Source organism: Enterococcus mundtii (assembly GCF_002813755.1).
Lineage (GTDB): Bacteria > Bacillota > Bacilli > Lactobacillales > Enterococcaceae > Enterococcus_B > Enterococcus_B mundtii.
Genome location: NZ_CP018061.1, coordinates 2,234,461 through 2,252,978 on the forward strand (window position 1 = coordinate 2,234,461; position 18,518 = coordinate 2,252,978).

The 18,518-nt window shown below is 38.0% G+C and carries 8 protein-coding genes; 2 read left to right on the forward strand and 6 right to left on the reverse strand.

What is annotated here, in order from left to right; translation table 11 throughout:
- Positions 1-5: 5 nt before the first annotated feature.
- Both EM4838_RS10585 and EM4838_RS10590 read right to left on the reverse strand, forming a co-directional pair.
- A complete protein-coding gene (locus EM4838_RS10585) occupies positions 6-1,442 on the reverse strand; it encodes an IS1182 family transposase (protein ID WP_071868096.1) in 1,437 nt (478 codons plus the stop codon).
- Between the two features lie 132 nt (positions 1,443-1,574).
- Positions 1,575-3,086, reverse strand: a complete 1,512-nt coding sequence (locus tag EM4838_RS10590; RefSeq protein ID WP_071867782.1) for a flavocytochrome c — start codon at positions 3,084-3,086, stop codon at positions 1,575-1,577.
- A 281-nt stretch (positions 3,087-3,367) separates the two neighbouring features.
- On the opposite strand from EM4838_RS10590, the gene EM4838_RS10595 reads away from it, so the two are divergent.
- On the forward strand, positions 3,368-4,210 hold the full coding sequence (locus EM4838_RS10595; protein WP_023520102.1) for a DUF2238 domain-containing protein: 843 nt from the start codon (positions 3,368-3,370) through the stop codon (positions 4,208-4,210).
- Positions 4,211-4,786: 576 nt separating this feature from the next.
- Here EM4838_RS10595 and EM4838_RS10600 read toward each other — a convergent pair.
- From EM4838_RS10600 to EM4838_RS10615, 4 genes are all read right to left on the reverse strand, one after another.
- Positions 4,787-14,284: a QWxxN domain gene (locus tag EM4838_RS10600; RefSeq protein WP_071867783.1), complete on the reverse strand. Its 9,498-nt coding sequence runs from the start codon at positions 14,282-14,284 to the stop codon at positions 4,787-4,789.
- Positions 14,285-15,109: 825 nt separating this feature from the next.
- The gene (locus EM4838_RS10605; protein ID WP_071867784.1) at positions 15,110-15,691 is read right to left on the reverse strand and encodes a GNAT family N-acetyltransferase; all 582 of its coding nucleotides are present in this window, start codon (positions 15,689-15,691) and stop codon (positions 15,110-15,112) included.
- Between the two features lie 18 nt (positions 15,692-15,709).
- A complete protein-coding gene (murB, locus tag EM4838_RS10610) occupies positions 15,710-16,615 on the reverse strand; it encodes a UDP-N-acetylmuramate dehydrogenase (RefSeq protein ID WP_066026226.1) in 906 nt (301 codons plus the stop codon).
- Positions 16,616-16,685: 70 nt separating this feature from the next.
- Positions 16,686-17,606 carry a Gfo/Idh/MocA family protein gene (locus EM4838_RS10615; protein ID WP_071867785.1) on the reverse strand — a complete coding sequence of 307 codons (921 nt, stop codon included), beginning with the start codon at positions 17,604-17,606 and terminating at the stop codon, positions 16,686-16,688.
- A 105-nt stretch (positions 17,607-17,711) separates the two neighbouring features.
- Between EM4838_RS10615 and EM4838_RS10620 the strand changes: the two genes are divergently transcribed.
- Positions 17,712-18,464: an exodeoxyribonuclease III gene (locus EM4838_RS10620; protein WP_023520106.1), complete on the forward strand. Its 753-nt coding sequence runs from the start codon at positions 17,712-17,714 to the stop codon at positions 18,462-18,464.
- Positions 18,465-18,518: the final 54 nt, after the last annotated feature.

Genomic DNA, 18,518 nt, shown 5'->3' on the forward strand with positions numbered 1-18,518 from the left:
AAACCTTATGTAAAAATGAGGTTTGTCTTTTTTATATGTATGTTTTCAATAATTAAAGAGAAATAGCTTTGTTTTTCTAAAGAAAAACACTCCTTTCTTGCTCTGCCTTTTTTGATTTTTACTAATTTTTTCATATTTAGGCAGGCAAAAGTAAGCCCAATTTTCATGTGCATTTTTTCAATTCCTATTTGATTCGTATAACGTAATCCGTGAAATTCTTTTGCTGTACCAAAAATTCGTTCAATTGTTTCTTTTCTTTTTCTGTATAGGTCTTTAAAATTTCTTTGGTGACGTATTTCCTCACATCGTTCGATTGCTTTCGCCCAAATATGTCTGGTGATTACTTTTGTATGATTTTTTGAATTTGTACAAGTAGATAGAACAGGACAATTTTTACATTCTTCTGGATTACTTTTGTATTCTAAATATCCTTTTCGATTCGTTGTCGAATAAGTGAGGATCTTATCATTAGGACAGATATAACAATCATAATATTCATCGTAGGCATAGTCGTTCTTCTTGAAATAACCCGCTTTCGTCATGGGTCGCTTATAAGGGAAAACAGGCGTCAGCTTCTCTTCGAGAAGTAATTGAGCGATTGCTGGCGTTTTATACCCAGCATCCATAATCAATTTATCTAGAGTAAAAGCTCCTTTGAGCTTTCTAAATAAAGTAATAAACGTACGACTATCATGTAAGTTTCCTGGGTGGGTCGTATAGCCTAGTATCCAGCCGTTTTTATCACATGCTACTTGTGCGCTATAAGCAAAAACTTCTTTATGCTCACCTTTATGAAACCAACCACTTTCGGGATCAGTCGTACTTGTTTTTTTCATAGCTATTTTAGTTTCTGCGTTTGTTTCTTTTAAGGGCTTTTTTAGGCGTTTTTCTCGATCTTTTTCAATTTCTTTTGTCAATTTTTCCGTATAAAAGAAGGCTTGATCCATCACTTCGACGGATTCTTTCTTGTTTCGATTCGCATGTGCTTTAATATGCGTCCCATCAATAAAAACTTCAGAGGTATCAACGATTCCTTCCATCATACATTGTGCTAAAATCTCATAAAAGATTTGTTCAAATGTAGTGGTTCCTTTGAACCGTCTCGTATAGTTTTTACCAAATGTAGAAAAATGAGGAACTGCATCTTCTAACCCTAACCCCAAAAACCATCGATAAGCGTTGTTCACTTCAATTTCTTTGATGGTTTGTCTCATGCTTTTAATACCAAAAAAATATTGAATCATCGGTAATTTAATTAGAAGAACGGGATCTAAGCTTGGCCGTCCTTGGGTTTCATCATATTTATCTTTTACCAAATCGTAAATAAAAGAAAAATCAATAAACTGATCCATTTGTCGTAATAAATGGTCTTGGGGAACTAAGTCTTCAAGAGCAAAAAAGCCCATCTGTGCACGCTTACTCATATCTTGTTTTGAGAGCATCGGGTTACACCTCCAATTCATAGTTTTATTTTAACGTATAAAAAAAGACAAAGCACTATAAATAAGTACTTTGTCTACAATCTGAGAGAACCTAGGGCATGCGCCTTAGGTTCTCTTTTTATATCATTTCTATTATTGTGCAGAGACAAATTTTGCTGCTTGTTGTCCTGCTTGACGTCCGAAAATAATGATTTCCGCTACAGAGTTTCCGCCGATGCGGTTTTCACCATGTAAGCCACCAGTGACTTCACCTGCTGCGTAAAGGCCAGTGATCGGTTGTCCGTCTTTATCCACAACTTCTGTGTTTGTATTGATTTTGATTCCACCCATCGTATAGTGGATACCAGGTGCGATTTTGATCGCATAGTAGTTTGGTTTAGACAGATCATGTTCCATGGCTGTCGTACGACCAAATGCTGTATCGTCTTGATTGGCAACTTCTTCGTTCCAAGTCGTAACAGTTTGTGCTAATGTTTCTGCTGGTAAGTTGATTTTCTCTGCCAATTCTTCAATTGTCTCACCTTCAGTCACATAACCTTTTTCATCATAAAACTCAATGGCTGTTGCGCGATCGCGTACCCCTTGGTCAAATATCAAATAAGCAGATTTTTCTGGCAATGCAGTGATTGCAGCTGATACTTTGTCTCGTGTATTCATTTCGTTGACGAAACGCTCGCCATCTTGATCGACTAAGATCGCTCCTTCACCACGTACCACTTCCCCGATCAAGAATCCTTCGTCTTGTTGAACCGTTGGATGGATCTGGATCTTATCCATATCGACCGTTTGACCGCCTAATTTTTCAATCATCTTGATCCCATCGCCTGTTGATCCCACTTGATTCGTCGTTACATATCCTTCCAGATCTGGACGGTAAGTTTGGATGTATTCCTCACTCGCACCGAATCCACCAGTTGTAACAACTACAGCCTTACCAGTGATTTCTTTTGGTTCTTCCCCTTGCACTTGAACTGTTACTTGGTTGACTGTATCTCCCGTTTTTTGGATATCTGTCACTTCAGTATTTACAAAAATCGGGATTTGGCGTTCGTGGACATTTCGTAATAACCCATCGACTAAATAACCACCAATCGCAGAACCATCAGAAGGGCGATGTGTTCGTCTTTCGCTCATTCCACCAGTGATCGTCAAGTTATCTAATTTAATGCCATTTTCATCTAACCACTCGATTGCAGCAGCCGAATGATCGACAAAATAGCGTAACATTTCTTTATCATTTGTGCCATTCGCACCTGCTAATGTTTCTTCATAAAAGGCGTCGTTCGAATCAGTGATACCTTCTTCTTCTTGGAATTTTGTTTCAGATGCGTTCATTCCACTTGAAGATTTTAATGTATTTCCACCAGCAACTGGCATTTTTTCAAAAATGACTGGATTCAAGCCTGCATCTTTTGCTTCGATTGCAGCTGCCATACCAGCTCCTCCTCCACCGACGATGATCAAATCATATTCTTCTTTCATATCAGCTGGATTTGTGTAAGTTTGAGCAGACGCTCCGGATGATACTTCTGTTGATTCTTTTGTGGAAGAGCTACTGGATGCAGATTCTTTTTCATCAGGCGTACAGGCACCTAAGGCAAAAATTGCTGTAACTGTCAGTAACCCTTTAATTGTTTTCTTCATAGTTGTCCTCCTAAAATTTAACACTTACCCCATCATAAGTGATAGCATTCACAAATTCAACCAACAATTTATATTTTCCGTACTACTGTTATCTTTCTCTTTTATAAATAACCATTAATATTCCAAAATTTTCAAGTTTTCGTTAGTAACTATCGAAAAACAGTCGAGTTTCTTGAATAAATAGTCAGGCAAAAAAAATTTGTTTTTTTGATCCAAACAGAAGATTTGGGCTTTTTTCATTAGACAAGTATAATCGATATGAAACACGAAGGAGTTCATTTATGAAATTTATTAAACATTTTTTTTCAAAAGGGAGTAAGTCCGCCGGGAAGGTCACTCATGCGATTTACATCATTTTACGTATCATTGTGGTGGTCATGCTCGTCGACCAATTGATCGACCGGAACATGGGGAATATCATGCTCTTATTATTAACTTTATTATTGTTTGAAATCCCCTATTTACTAGAAAAATTACTAAAGATCCAAATCCCTAACACACTGGAAATCATCATCTTATCCTTTATTTTCAGTGCCACTGTCTTGGGTGAATTAAGTGACTTTTATGGCTACTTTTCATTATGGGACACAGCGTTACACGCACTAAGCGGCTTCCTAGCAGGTGGTGTTGGCTTTTCTCTTGTCTACCTCTTGAACAAAAACACGAAAACAATGAATCTGACGCCATTACTAGTTGCACTAGTGTCATTTTGTTTTTCCATGACTGTCGGTGTGTTTTGGGAATTTATTGAATTCTCTGCAGATCAAGTCTTACAGATGGATATGCAAAAAGACAATTATGTTGATCAGATCAACAGTGTCAAATTAAGCGAGGATGGCAACACCGTATATAAGATCAAAGATATCCAACAAACAACTGTCACATATAAAGATGAGCATGGCAAAACCAAAGAGTATGTCATGGCAGATGGGTACTTGGACATCGGGATCTTAGATACGATGAAAGATTTATTCGTCAATTTTATCGGAGCCCTTGTCTTCAGCGTTTTTGGTTATCTTTATACACGAAACGATTATCGGAAATTTACGTTCATCCGGAACTTCATTCCTAGAAAAAAAGGTGTGACCACACGGATGGATACTGCTGGAAACAAAAAAGAGTAGCTGGAGAAAAAGTAAAATTGGTTTTTGTTTTTGATCTCAAGCCCAAATAAGCGGCTGGACCATAAAGTGATAATATCCAGAAATAAGGTGAAATCCGCAGAAATTCTAAGAGTAATTTTTGTGGATTCCACCTTATTTTTCAAGACCAAACACTTCTGACCCACCCTTTTTTATTGTGTAGGATAAATAGCCATGATCTTTTGAAGATCTGTTTTTTCTGTCTGTTGTAAACCAATCACAAAAACAATGATTGACACATTTATCTAATGAATGGCCTAAATCATTCGAACGATTAGGATAAATTGCTAAACTTGGCAGAAATACCTGCTTGGAATCCTACTAAGATATTTTACGCTCGAAATGGACAAGTAATGAACGTGAGGTTCTTTTCCATGCAAAATTTTTTTAGTATTTCAGCAAAACGCCTTGCACTTTTTTTGAAAAAACATTAGATAAGCATTTTTTTAATTCGCTTGATACATTGTTAAGTAGACATTGTTTATTTAGCTCTCCTGCCGATTAAAAATGGCCAGACTCTCCTTCTATCCATTTTTTTCCTACTACGCAAATTACTTGTTAAAGTTGTAAAACTAATTTTGGCTGATGTTTCTTTTCTTGTCGATTGCTCCTCTCTGAATTGACCTTGACACTTTTTTCTGTACTAGTGACAACAAGATTTAGGAAACTTCGCTTCATCGACGGGGTGACTGATTCCATGCCTGTTCGTTCATTTGGAACAGTCTGATGTTTCATTTCCTGTTGATTGCTCCTCTCTGAATTGACCCTGGTACTTTTTTCTGTACTAGTGACAACAAGATTTAGGAAACTTCGCTTCATTGACGGGGGGGCTGATTCCATACCTGTCCGCTCATTTGAAACCGATTGCTTTACACGATTAGGCTCTTCTATAGTAGATTCAATACTTGAGAGAGCTCTCTTTGATTGCTCTTTCGTAAACAAGTCTGGTTGATCTATCTCTCTTTTCTTTCTAAGGTTTGTTAATTGATGATCGCTTACTTTAGCTGTTACATTCGTTTGACTAGGAATGGTGCTGGCGTGTTCTTGGATCAACGTCTGATTCAATTGGATATATTTGTCAAAGTAGCTATGATCTTGTACATATTCCAGTGCTAAAAACGTCGATAACAAACCGTTACCTAATGTCACATCATCGAGGCCTCTAGCAACACGAACTACACCATCGAAGTCTCTTCCCTCCGCTGCGTCTCTTAGGATCATTGCAACCATATCGGCATCCGATATTTGGACATTCACACGTAATACATTATTTTTTTTTAGCTCATTCCACACTGTCTCTTTCGTTAATCCAGGTTTATTTTGAAATTCAGCGATTTCTTCCACAAGACTTGTGAAACCTTCTGAGTTCAAAATACTCTCAAAATTATTCACATATTCATCCACCATCATTTTTCCAGTTTTTACCACACCTAGCTTCGTTGTTGCATATGCCATGAGATCTACTGTTCCTGAACTAAGATGACTCGTCTCATGAAGTAATGCTCTCACCTTGTTTACTCCTATTTCTTTCCCTTTCGCAAGACTCGGATCTAAGTGAAAAGCATCTGCGAAAATGACTATTCGACATTCTGGATCATAAGGAAACACCTCAGCCTTCGTTTCTATATATTCCTTATATAATGTACGAAATTCTTGTGAGTCCCCTTGGCGAACTAAATCAGAGGAGACGACCAAAATATTTTCATAATCCCAATCCGCTGTTTGCTGGAGGAATTGTCTTCCTTTTTGTACGACAGAGATCAATCGATTCAAACTTTCCAATAAGATTGGCTCTTGATTGGGTACGCTCTCCAGCTGAAAAAATTTCACCAGATAAGTTCCTATTTCCGACTCTGCGATTCTATCTTTTGTCAATGCTTCCGCAAACACTTCGATTGCTTTATCATAATAATCGATTGATTTATCAAAGTCTCTACGCAAGTCAATCAAAAATTTCTGAAGAAACTCAGGACTCTTACTCGCGTCAAGACCGGGATATATTCGAACGCCAATTGCCGGTTCCTTTGGCAATTCTTCAATAATCGTTTTCATAATAAGGTCTTTATTCCATTTTTGATTGTTGTAAACAACTGGTTTCGGCTCAGGAATAAAAGTAGAGATGGGATTTAGAATATTATCATTGATACGATCGATTTTCTTTTTTGTATCTGGCTTCTTATACTTAGTTTCCGCAGGTATAGTATTTCTCAATTCGTTCCAGTATTGACCTTTCTCCGGTGACTTTGGCATTTTTTTTAACGGTGGAAGTTTTTGATTGCCAAATTTTGGAAAGGTGAATTTCCCACTTCTACTTTTTAATAGATTGTCCGAAATCACCTTCTCTTCAATTGTTTCTAGCCGAAATCTTCCTGTATCCGGCGTATAAGACAAAACTGTCTTCCACTGGTTGACATCTTTTTTCAATAAGTAATACCTATTCTCTCCTTGAGGCATTAATATCAAGGGAATGTAATGATCATTAATTTTGATGTAAGATTCCCCCCACTGATTCCATCTCAGCCCTTTTTCATCTGGAGCAGAAATGAAACTTGGATCCTTTGTTGAATCAAATTCATCGATTTTTTTCATCACATCCTCTGCCAATTCTTTCGGAATGGAGGGAGAAGTCGCTTCCTCAAAATACCATTTTTTCCCCTTGCAGTTCACAGGATAGATATTCTCTCCATCGATCACATCATACCGTACTTTGTGATTTTTAACTGGTCGAACCCTTACAGGAACGGTCTGCCCATTCATATCAATGAAATACTTAGTTTCTTGTCCACGACCTGGGATCGTCAATACTGTGCCACTACCATACGCACTAGGATTTAAATTTGTTGCTTCTACAAAAACCTGGTCTGGATTAATGTCTTTCGATAAACGGGTAATCAGTGCTTTTTGTTCCTGCGTAAATGACACAGGACCCGAAATCACTTCCAATTGATTCCCTCTCAAATTAAACGCATTTCCGTAGACATCCCCCGTTGTTAGATCCGTCACAATCATATATATATCATCTTTCATGTGTTTTACAGGAACTTCTAAACCAGCCTCTGGCAAACGAGCGATGCTCACGTCTTTAGGAAACACGGGAGGTTGTGTATTCAAATTTGATGCTTTTTCTAGCATTTTTTTTACGTCACTTGCAACCCAAATTTCATTTTTCAGTGCCACTAACTCTTTGAGAATAAATTTTCCGCCATCACTTATTAGTTCAACTCCTGGATCAATGTATCGTATTAGATGAACGAGCAGCAAATTGGATTCAGAAAAATTTGGAATAAACTGTCCACCTAGACGAATCGCCTGTCTAATCCCTCCGGTCGCAATTGCTTTTGCCATCCCTAAAGCAAATTTCATGTTAAGAGAAGTGACTTGTCCTAAGAAAGGAATCAACAGAAGGGCATCAAGCACGCAAGAAGGAACTGCCACGGAAGCATCTTGATTGCCAATCCCTATCACACAATCGTAAAACGGGATAATCGACTGAAGCACCTCCAACACCTGATCACTGATGGTACGATCATTTCCTGATTGATACAAATTTTGGTATAGATTATCCCGATGTTTACTAGCTAATCCCTCAATGAAAGAGTGTGTTTCTTTCCCCTGAGATAGTCTTTTATCACGATTTATAAATTTATAAAACAAAAATTCACGGTTTCCAATCTGAACGCCGTTTTCTATCTCTTTGTAACCTCCACGCAAATGCTCTTTCTGGTTAAACAACCCGTTTATGAGGTATAACATAGGCTTGTTATCTACTCGATAGAATACATAACCTCCAGATTCATCTAATTTCTTCAATCCATAGCAACGTTCTTCATTTCCTTTCACTGCCACAAACAGATCGGTGTTCTCTAATTCAAGTTCAATGATCAAGTCAGGTGGAAGACGATATCCATTGGGAATCGTTGAAACCTCCATGACATGTTTTAATTTGGCAGTTGCCTCATAGATCTGCGTTTCAGGCGAGAACATAAACTCTTGCTCTTTCTCGTTAAACTTTAACAGAGCAAACTCTATCAGTTTTTGATCGAATGGATAATAGGCGTCTGACACGGCTTTCGTCAATCGCGTATACCACTCTTCTAGATTCGGGGGCGTATAGTTACGGCATGCAGTAAGTGCTCCAGAGAGATAGTCTTGTTCTATCGCATAAGAAGTAAATAATCTTGCTCGATCTTTGTCATATTGAGCGCATAACTGTGCTACTTCTTTGGCTAAAACCTGTTTTCGACGCCAATTGATTGCTTCTTTTTGATATGTGCCATAAGCTTCATAAAGTGATTCCAAACTTTCTCTAAGAATAAAATAACTGTTTTTCCAATAGTTCAAGAAAGTGTTCACAGCAACTTCTTGATAATTTCCTTCTTCCAAGGCTTTAAGTAAAAGACCTGGATTTAACTGGGCAACAGCTAACATAGCGGGCGTGACAATATAACGCAATTCATCCAACCTTTTCACACCAGTTTTACTGATTTTTTCCCAATATAGACTACCAAATTTTTGAATTTCTTCTTGGGTGAACGATGTGCGAATTCCTGCATCTTCTAATAACCTCGTTCCTGTGAGCTGCATCAAGGAATTATAATTAGAGATAGGGGTCTCATCGGGTAACATACTGACATCCAGTAAATAATTAGGTAACACTTCTTTGAGAAACAGTACCCATAATTTTTTAACAACTGTGAGTTTGTCTTCAGGGATTTCCAAAACCTTAGTCTCTGCATTCAATTCGTCAATTTCAAATAACTTTCTGAGACTACCAATAGTAAATTGGGATGGATCGGGTGAATCGAGGATTTTCTTGAGCATGTATACCTCAACCGAGCTACCTAGTACATTTTCAAACACCCAATTCATAATGGTCGATCGCGCAGCTCTATCCGAAATTTTTTCTCCTTGTCCACCGCCGTAAAGTTTTAATTGGTTTAAAATCACTTTAGAGAATTTTTGTAGTTTGTCATAACTGAGAACCATCCCTGTTCCTTCTTGTGTAAACCATGTTCCCATTGCAACGAGGATGTTGGCTTGGGTTGCTTCCCCTTTTAATACCCCTTCTTGACGGAAAAACTGTGCTACTTGGGCCTTCAAATTAGGATCACGCCAATTGGGTGCTACATAATTTGGCCTTTGGTTCTCATTCATGTTGGAAGATTGCGTACTCGTTACTATTTTGGGTGTTGTTGTGGGTGTTACTGATTTTGTGGAGGTTTTCTCCTCTTTTGATGGTTCAGCAGGCGTTATAGGGAGGCCACTAGCCATATCATATAACCAGTTTTTAAAGGTCACTTCTGCCTTTTCATCTGCAATCTCTGCACCGGCATTTTTTCCAAGAATAAGATTTGCCAACATTTTCACATTAGTGCTATTGATTTTCACTTCATCGTTCACTTTTATCGTTGCCCATTCTGCTGTTTTTAAAATTAGCTCATTCGGCTTAGTGATGTCCACCTTGATATCTCTCGCAGCTAAAAAATAAACGATTTTTTTCTGTATGTTCTCTTTTTGTTGCTCTGTCAGTTCAAGTATGCTCTCCTTCTGGTCCTCGATAGCAATATCTGTGATAAGAACTGCATTATTTTCACGAGTAAACGCGTCAATCTTTTCTTGCTGCACAACAGTTGTTTCAATTTCACTGATGTCGATAGCATCCCATTCCCTGCTCTCTTTATAGGTATAGTCGATTTGTACATTATTATTCTCCCATTGAAGTATAATATAGCGAGCGTCTTTTGCTGTTACCTCTTCTTCACTGCTCCCATATTCCGCTTGTATGATCCTTGCTATTTGTATTTCCCTTTCGATAATCGCTTCGTACGTAGGTCCTTCAAGAAGCCACACTTGTAATTGTCGAACTAATTCACTTGTAGTAGGATGTTTAAAAGAGATCCCACGATCCCGCAAAAATTTTTTAACAACTTCATTCACCGCAGGCGTTTTTCCTCGTTGATCGAAAATCAACTGATGATGATAGAACTTACTGATTGGCTGCGCTTTAGAAATAGTTGGCGAGCGATCATTGATGAAATCACTAAAAAGTTGCTTACTTTCTTTATTTTGTAAATTTAATCGTACGACGTTCTGATTTTCTATTTTCCCTAATTGATAATGAATCGTCTCAGGACTCACTTCCTTGAAAGTATATCCTTCCAATAAAGTATTACTCTTCCATTGATTAAAAATCTCTTGTGTTTTAATAGAGGACCAAAATTCCCCAAATCGAATGTCCGTTAGTCCATATGTTTTTGCGATAAAATATGCTAAGAACTGTTCTCTTTCAGAGGTATCATTGCTTTCACTTGTTCCCCCTTTTTCAATCCATTGAAATTGTGCTTTTTCTAACTCATTGCTCGTGGTGTCTTTGATCTCGATTCCTGCTTTAGAAAAAAACTCCTTCAATTTTTGATTCACCATGTTTGTTTCATCTCGTCTTAAAAAAAGGCCAAAATGAAAATAGAGAATTGGTAACGGTTCGGAATAATGTGTCACAGGAGATACATTCTTGACAATATCGACAACGATTGTATGCACTAATGCTAAATCAGAATCTTCCATAGTGGACGGTATCACTTTCATCTCACTGGTTTCTGTCACTTTTCCCTTCTCTACTGGTAGCTTTAGCTCAATAAATTGGTAATTACTTAACATATTGTTAGTTTTCCATTGGAAATAAATATTTGTTTCCTCGACAGCAGTTAGATTTTGTCTCACCATTCCGTACCCCGCAAGAATGTTCGGAACAAGTTGTTTTTGCCTTTCTAAAATCTTTGAATCTACCTGCCCATCATTTATCCATTCATGTGCGGCTAGAACGATTCCCTGTGGTGATCGATCATCATTAAAAAACTGTTGACTATAGAGAAATTTCTGCACGAATTGATTGGCGTTCTTTGTTTTTTCCCGATCTTGAAACAGTTCATAGTCGTACCATAAGGGGATAAGCGGTTCTTCTATAGAAATGGGTAAAGGCAATTTCTTCATATAAGCGACATGCATGTTGTTCACCGTTGTCACGATATCCACAGGGAGTGAGCCATAGGTATTCGGCCGAACAGAAGTGATTATTCCAATTAGATCATTGTTTAAGATGTCTACTTCCTCATGTCCCTTGGCTGGAAAAAAATTGTAGTCTCTAAAAATATTATTGTTTCGCCATTGCAATATGATAGCAATCGCACGAGTATCCGCTATTGTTTGGCCTGTTAGTCCCGAAGAATTAAGGATGATTTCAGCAACCTGTTTGTTTCTACTTAATTCAACCTCTTTTCCGTCTCTTCTTAGAAACTCTTGTGTGGCAAGAATCAACTGAAGGGGAGATAAATTCTCACAGGGGACTTTTTGTTCACATAGAAATTTTTTGACTGCATCATTGACATTTTGCGTTAGATTGATCTTATTGAACATCTCCTGTTCATACCACATAGGTGCTAATTTCTCAGAAGTTGGTACAGGAGAAGGTTTCCCCTCTAAAAATGCAACAATTATACTATTAATTTTATTCAACCGTTCGCCAAAAGCTTTTTCATCAACTTCCGAATTTTCTTTTATCGTAGATGCTCCCTTTTTCTTTTGGCGCTTAGCATCGTTCATTTGAGGGAGAATTGCGCCATCTCCTTTTTTTGATATTCTCGTAGGTGTAGTTGACATGGATTGACTAGTATTGAATATTGGTATTACCGTATATGCTTTTTCTAAAGATTTAAATTGATAATTTTTAAAAAGATTATTATTTCGCCATTGCATCAAAATGCTAGCTACCGTCTCATCGGTCAATTTGCGAGGAGGTAATCCTGAAACACGCAGAATAATCTCTGCAACTTGTTTTCTTTTACTTCTCTCCGTTTCCACATCATCTACTCTTTCCCAATGTTGTATTTCAAGAAGCAATTCTTGCCCAGACATAGTTGAACACCGTCGTTTTTTTTGACAGATAAAAACATTCACTGAATCGTTCACTTTGTCAATTGCATCTCGCCTTTCAAAAAGCGCACGATCATACCACAAAGGTGGTAAATTTTCTGGTATCTGCCCCTTCAACATCCCATCAAGCATTTGACCATACATATATTTCGTAAAAACCATTTGTAATTTTATTCGTGTCTCTAGAGGTATTTCTTCGGTTGATTGTAATTGTGGATCAAGCATTACTGGTGGTAACGAAGTAGTTGTTTTTAGTGGAAGGTTCGTGGCTTCATGATTGTCTTCTTCTTTTGCAGTTGATTTTGGCGGCAATGCAAACGTGTAATCTTTAAAAATATTATTGTTTCTCCATTGAATAATAATCTCTTCGCCTCTTTTGTCGGATAACCCTTGACTGGACAATCCCAGAGTCTTCAAAATCAATTGTGCAACTTGTAGTTTTCTAGCTAATTTATTGTTTTCTCCCGCTTTCCTTATCCAGTTCTTTACTGCATTAAATAATTGAAGTGTAGACAGCCCTTCACAAGGGATACTTTGCTCACATAAGAATTTCGTCAGCGCTTGATTAACTTTTGCTATTTCGCCTCGCTTTTCATAGACCTCATAATCATACCAAAACGGTTCAAGTTGGCTAGCTGTAGATTCTGGTGAGGGTGAATTATCAAGGTAAGCCATAATGATATAATTTAATTTCATTAATGTCTCCCTAGACAATACTTGATAAGACTTCATCTCTGGATCGTTAGAAACAGAATGATCGCTTTGCATTTGTCGATCAGTAGGAATGGGTTTAGCTTCGGCTGCTAAAAATTGAAGTCCTACCGTTTTCTGGACAAATCTATCTATCCTTCCTAAAAAGTCACTTGCCAACTGATGTATCTGTGTCAAAACACGCCTTTCTTCCGATTTCAATGCTGGTTGTGTTTCTGATTTTAGGTTTGATATTTTTTCCTGATAGCTATTTTCTGGTTTTTTCTGATTTACTTTCTTTATGAAAGTCTTATGTGAAAGGACATTATCATTGGGATGAGTTTTCATTGAAAGGTTCATATTCTTTTGTGTTTGAGGCTCATCTGGACCATGTTTCCCATAGTCCACAGAAAAAGTACGCAACAACAAGTCAAGAAAATGTGACATCACCGATCCACCATTTGCTCCTGCCTGTTCTTTCGTATAATTCGTATGTTCGTATTCACGGAAAAACTGAGAAAACGTCTCGCTTAATCCATCCCAAAAATGGTCTGTTTCATTGCTCATTTTATCTGTTGATTGACTTTTTTTGTCAGTTGTATTCCCATGTTGGCTCTGCTTATTTTCTAAGGAAGTTTGAAAGATCTCTCTTAGCTTTTCGAGCTTTTCATTTGCTTTAAATTGATTGGCCTCAGGAGTGGAGTTATTTGACATGCGGTGAAAAGAAAAATGTCGGTGTTGACTTCTTTGCGTTGGTCTTTCCTCATTTTCTCTCTTTGCTTTTGCGACGGCTACTTTACAAACCGTTCTTAACTGTGTTTGTTCAATCTCTTCTCCCCAGAAAATCCATTTTTTCATTTGCGTGGCTCTTTTCGTGACCGTACAATTCATCAGTTCTTCGATATCATGCGCGATTTTGTGAATAGAAAGGCTGAATTCATGCGCTACTTCCGCAATATCGGCTTTTAGTTCTAAATTTTGGCGCGGGTAAAAAGGGAGGGTTTGAGTAGAAGAATTATTTGTAGTATTGATGGTCGGTTCTATCTGTGGATCAGCTAGGAAACTGGGGGGGATATTCTCTATCAAGGGTACTTGGCTTCGGTGGTGGATTAGGTTAGGATTGACGGTAGAACTTGAGTGAAAGGAATGGATCCTTGTCTGATTACCTTCACTTCTCAGATCAATACGGGTGTCTGCTTCGAAAGCTGTAGTAGGAGAACTTCTTTGATTGAGACGATCAACTGGTGGAACGATCGCACCCAAGGTCATCCATGTATACAACCATCCTACTGGGTGTCGGATTCCTTGCTCTGTTAAGGTATGTCCAGAATTTGATGCGATAAAATTTAAAACTTGTTGCGCGTGTTTTTCATTCATTTCATCATTGCGTTTGTTGTTGAACAGACCGCTTTCTCTTCTAAAATCATCTTGTGGCATTTTGATCACTCCTTCGCTAAAATGAGATAGCTAGCTAACTATGTAAACGTGGTTGAGATAGAAGTATTCAACACCTAGAAATAAGCGACAAAAACAGATAATAATTCCCTATTTTTAGCTCCTTGTGGTCAATCAATTTTGCTTATAGAATAAGTATGTTTATCAACTTTAGGTGTTGCGAAATGACTACTATCAAAGCCCCGATTATTTTAGGTCATAACAAACGAAAACAATGGGTTTATCTTTCTCTATTATTCTTGACACATTCTGACTGATTATCGATTTCACCACTATGAAACACGTATCTGATTACTAAATAGGACAGATAAATCTAAGTATTACGAGTTTTTTAACGGTTTGTTTTCAAATTTTCAAGATAGATTTGAAAACTCAACTTTCATTTCTTCAAGAAATAAAAAATAAATACGGGTGATTCAACTATCTCGAATATCTAGTTGACTTTTATTACTAAATCATCTGGACGTTTTGTTGTTTTTTCTATTGACCTGATTATACACACAAACCTATTTCTAAGTTGACCTATTATTTCTTGATATTTAAATAACATTGGTATATGAACTAATAACTTTAATATCTTAGTGAAGGTTTTCCCGCTTAGCGATCAACCTAATAATTCTCTAACATTGAAGCAATTTGAATCGTTTGGAACAAAAATGAAATTCCTTTTTATTTCTATCCTTAAAATCGTGTATACGGTATTCGCAAGCCAGCTCCGCCAGAAATAAGCGGTGAAACCCAAAAATTTGAAGAACAATTTTCGGGTTTCACCGCCTATTTCTCGGAGCTGAATACTTCTGTCACCACCTATTTTTTAGGTGCTTTTTTTATTTTCGATGATAAAATATCCATCACTATTTCATAATCAGGATTTTCACTACCATCAAATTTATCAGGGATGAACGTGAAACCTAAACTTTGATAAAGTTTGATCGCTGGGTGACTCCATGTCTGTGTGTGTAAATAGATTGGGCTTTGTGTCGTTATTTGCTGAAAACAACGGAGCACTTCGATCGTCAAACTTCTGGCGATTCCTTTTCCTTGATGTTCTGGCTTGACCGCTAACCAATGAAAAAGCGGATATTCTTTCTCACGAAGCTTCCACCAAGCAGTGCATGTGGCAATGCGTTCACCTTGTTCGTTGACCACAAAATACATACGCTTTGCCAGCTCTTCTGGATAAGGGGCAAAAGCTTGGTCAAAGTAAGCCAATGCCTGCTCCACGGTGTCAAATTCACCGACTGCTGTTTCAATGATTGCCCAATCCTGCTCTGCTCCTGGTTGATACTTTTCAAAGCGATACTGCTGATTCAAGGGATAAGAAGGCAATTCTTCATTGAGTGGGCGTGTCATCCAAATCTCTGCATAGGGCAATTGCTTATCCAACATCACACCACCTACTTTCCTTTAGCTTCTTTTTTCACCAATGATCCGTACTTCCGTCTCTAATGTAACATCAAACTTCTCTTTGATTACCTCTTGGATATGGGCAATCAACTCTGTATAATCAGTTGCTGTTGCATGGTCGATATTGACGATAAAGCCGGCATGTTTTTCCGAAATCTGTGCGCCGCCCCATTTCAAGCCTTGTAACCCTGCTTCTTGGATCAGTTGTCCTGTGAAGTGTCCTTCAGGTCGTTTGAAGACACTACCGCATGAAGGGTATTCCAATGGTTGTTTTGCTTCACGCAATTCCGTCAATTCGTCCATCCGACCTTTGATCATCTCATGATCACCAGGTGTTAATTGGAAACGAGCTTCTAAGACGATAGCATCCATCTTCTGTAATTCACTATGGCGATAAGAAAAGGCCATTTCTTCATTTGACAGGGTTTGGATCGTCCCATCACTTAATAATAAGTCGACTTCTGCAAACACGTCTTTGATCTCCCCACCGTAAGCTCCTGCATTCATGTAGACTGCACCGCCGATACTTCCAGGAATCCCACAGGCAAATTCGAATCCTGTCAAAGATTCTGCCAAGGCTGCATACGTCGTATCGATCAGTTTTGCACCTGCTTCTGCAATCACCATCGTGCCTTCAACGCTGATTTGGTTCATCTCTGTCAACATGATGACCACGCCGCGAATCCCACCATCTTGGACGATCAAGTTACTTGCATTTCCTAGTACCAACCATGGCACTTGGTTTTCTCGACAATAATCAACTAACTGTTTGACTTCTGATTTGGTTTTGGGAAAAGCTAAAACATCTACCGGTCCACCGGTTTTGGTAAATGTATAATGACTTAACGGTTCATCAAGCAACAGATTCAACTCTGGATTTTTTTTAACGATATCTTCTTTATTCACTGAGGACTTTCCTTTCTTTTCAAACGTCCCCATCATTCTATCACGCTTAAAACAATCTTGCCAGTTTTGCTCAAAGCTGATGACGATAAATATTATTCAACATTTCCTCACAAAGCGCATGGCTGTCGTATACTCCAGCTTGTTTCAACTTTTCTTTGTCAGGTGTCGTTTCTTGCACCTCTTCAAAAAATCGTTCCACCATCGGCACAAAACCACGCTTGCTCAATGTTGTTTCCCAATCACCAAATTTCTTTATTTCCACCGTATCTGGTTTACGGATGACTAATTCTGTCAGATCACTCAATTCATAGGTTCCTTGTTTGCTCGTCACTTGATAGGTTTCAGTATTCGCACCACTTCCAAGATCCATCGTCACGATTGCCATTTGGTTCGCAGTTTCAAGTTGCAACATCGCTACTTCCATAAGACCTTCCTTTTCTCGGATATGAGAAGTTGTTTTGATCACTGGTTCGTCTAATAAATAAACAGCCGTGTCCACTAGATGCAAGAACAGATCGTAAATGACAAAAGCAGTCGTTTCTTTTGCCGCAATGCGATTTTTTTGTAACTGGATCAACCGTTTTTCTGGAATCGCTTTTAATTCTTCGACCATTGGAGCGAATCGTCGGTTGAAGCCCACCATTAAAATCACATGATGTTGTTCTGCCAATTCTTGTAACTCTTGGATTTCTTTTAGGTCAACACTTAAAGGCTTGTCGATATAAACATGGATATTATGTTCCAAACATTTTTTAGCTAATTGAAAATGAACGCTTGTTGCCGCATGGATCATACATGCTTCGATTTCCTCTTCAATTAAGTCATCCAGCGACTCATACAAATGAGCAAATCCATAGGTTTTCTTCAGACGATCTTTCGTTACCTGATTACGTGTCGCAAAATAAAAATCAACCATTCCTTGTTTCTCTGCATATGTGGGTAAATATGCTTTTTCGGCAATATTACCTACTCCTACTACGCCAATTTTCATGGTTTCCCTCCTGCTATCTGTTATTACTCTTATCTTACACTATTTTTAATAAAAATGAGGTACAATATAATCGCACAGACTTGATAGAAAAAGGAGCGTGTTTTTTTGAAACTGATTTCGTGGAATGTCAATGGTTTAAGAGCCATCGTCAATAAAAATTTTCTAGAAACATTTAAGGAATTTGATGCAGATTTCTTCTGTCTTCAAGAAACAAAGCTACAAGAAGGTCAAATCGACTTGGATTTACCAGGTTACCATCAATATTGGAATTATGCGGTCAAAAAAGGCTATTCAGGTACAGCGATCTTCGCCAAAGAACCTGCATTGAACGTTTCTTATGGAATGGGCATTGATGTCCATGATCAAGAAGGTCGTTTGATCACGTTAGAATATCCTGAATTTTACTTAGTCACTTGCTATACACCAAATTCACAAAATGAATTGAAACGCCTCGATTACCGTTTAGAATGGGAATCTGCTTTTTATGATTATTTAGAAGAGTTGAAAAAACAAAAACCGGTGATCGTTTGTGGGGATCTAAATGTCGCCCATGAAAACATCGATTTGAAGAATTGGAAAACGAATCAAAAAAGTGCCGGTTTCTCAATCGAAGAACGAAACGCATTGTCTCATTTACTTGATAATGGTTTTGTAGATACTTTCCGTTACTTCTATCCAGAGTTAGAAGGCGTCTATTCTTGGTGGAGTTATCGTTTCAATGCTCGAAAAAACAATGCAGGTTGGCGTATCGATTACTTCTTGACGAGTGAAGATTTGACACCTCGTTTGGTTGATGCAAAAATCCATACATCGATTCTAGGTAGTGACCACTGCCCTGTCGAATTAATTATCGAATAGTAAGGATAGCAACGGAAGAAATTGGGTTGTCCCGATTTTCTTCCCTTGATCCTT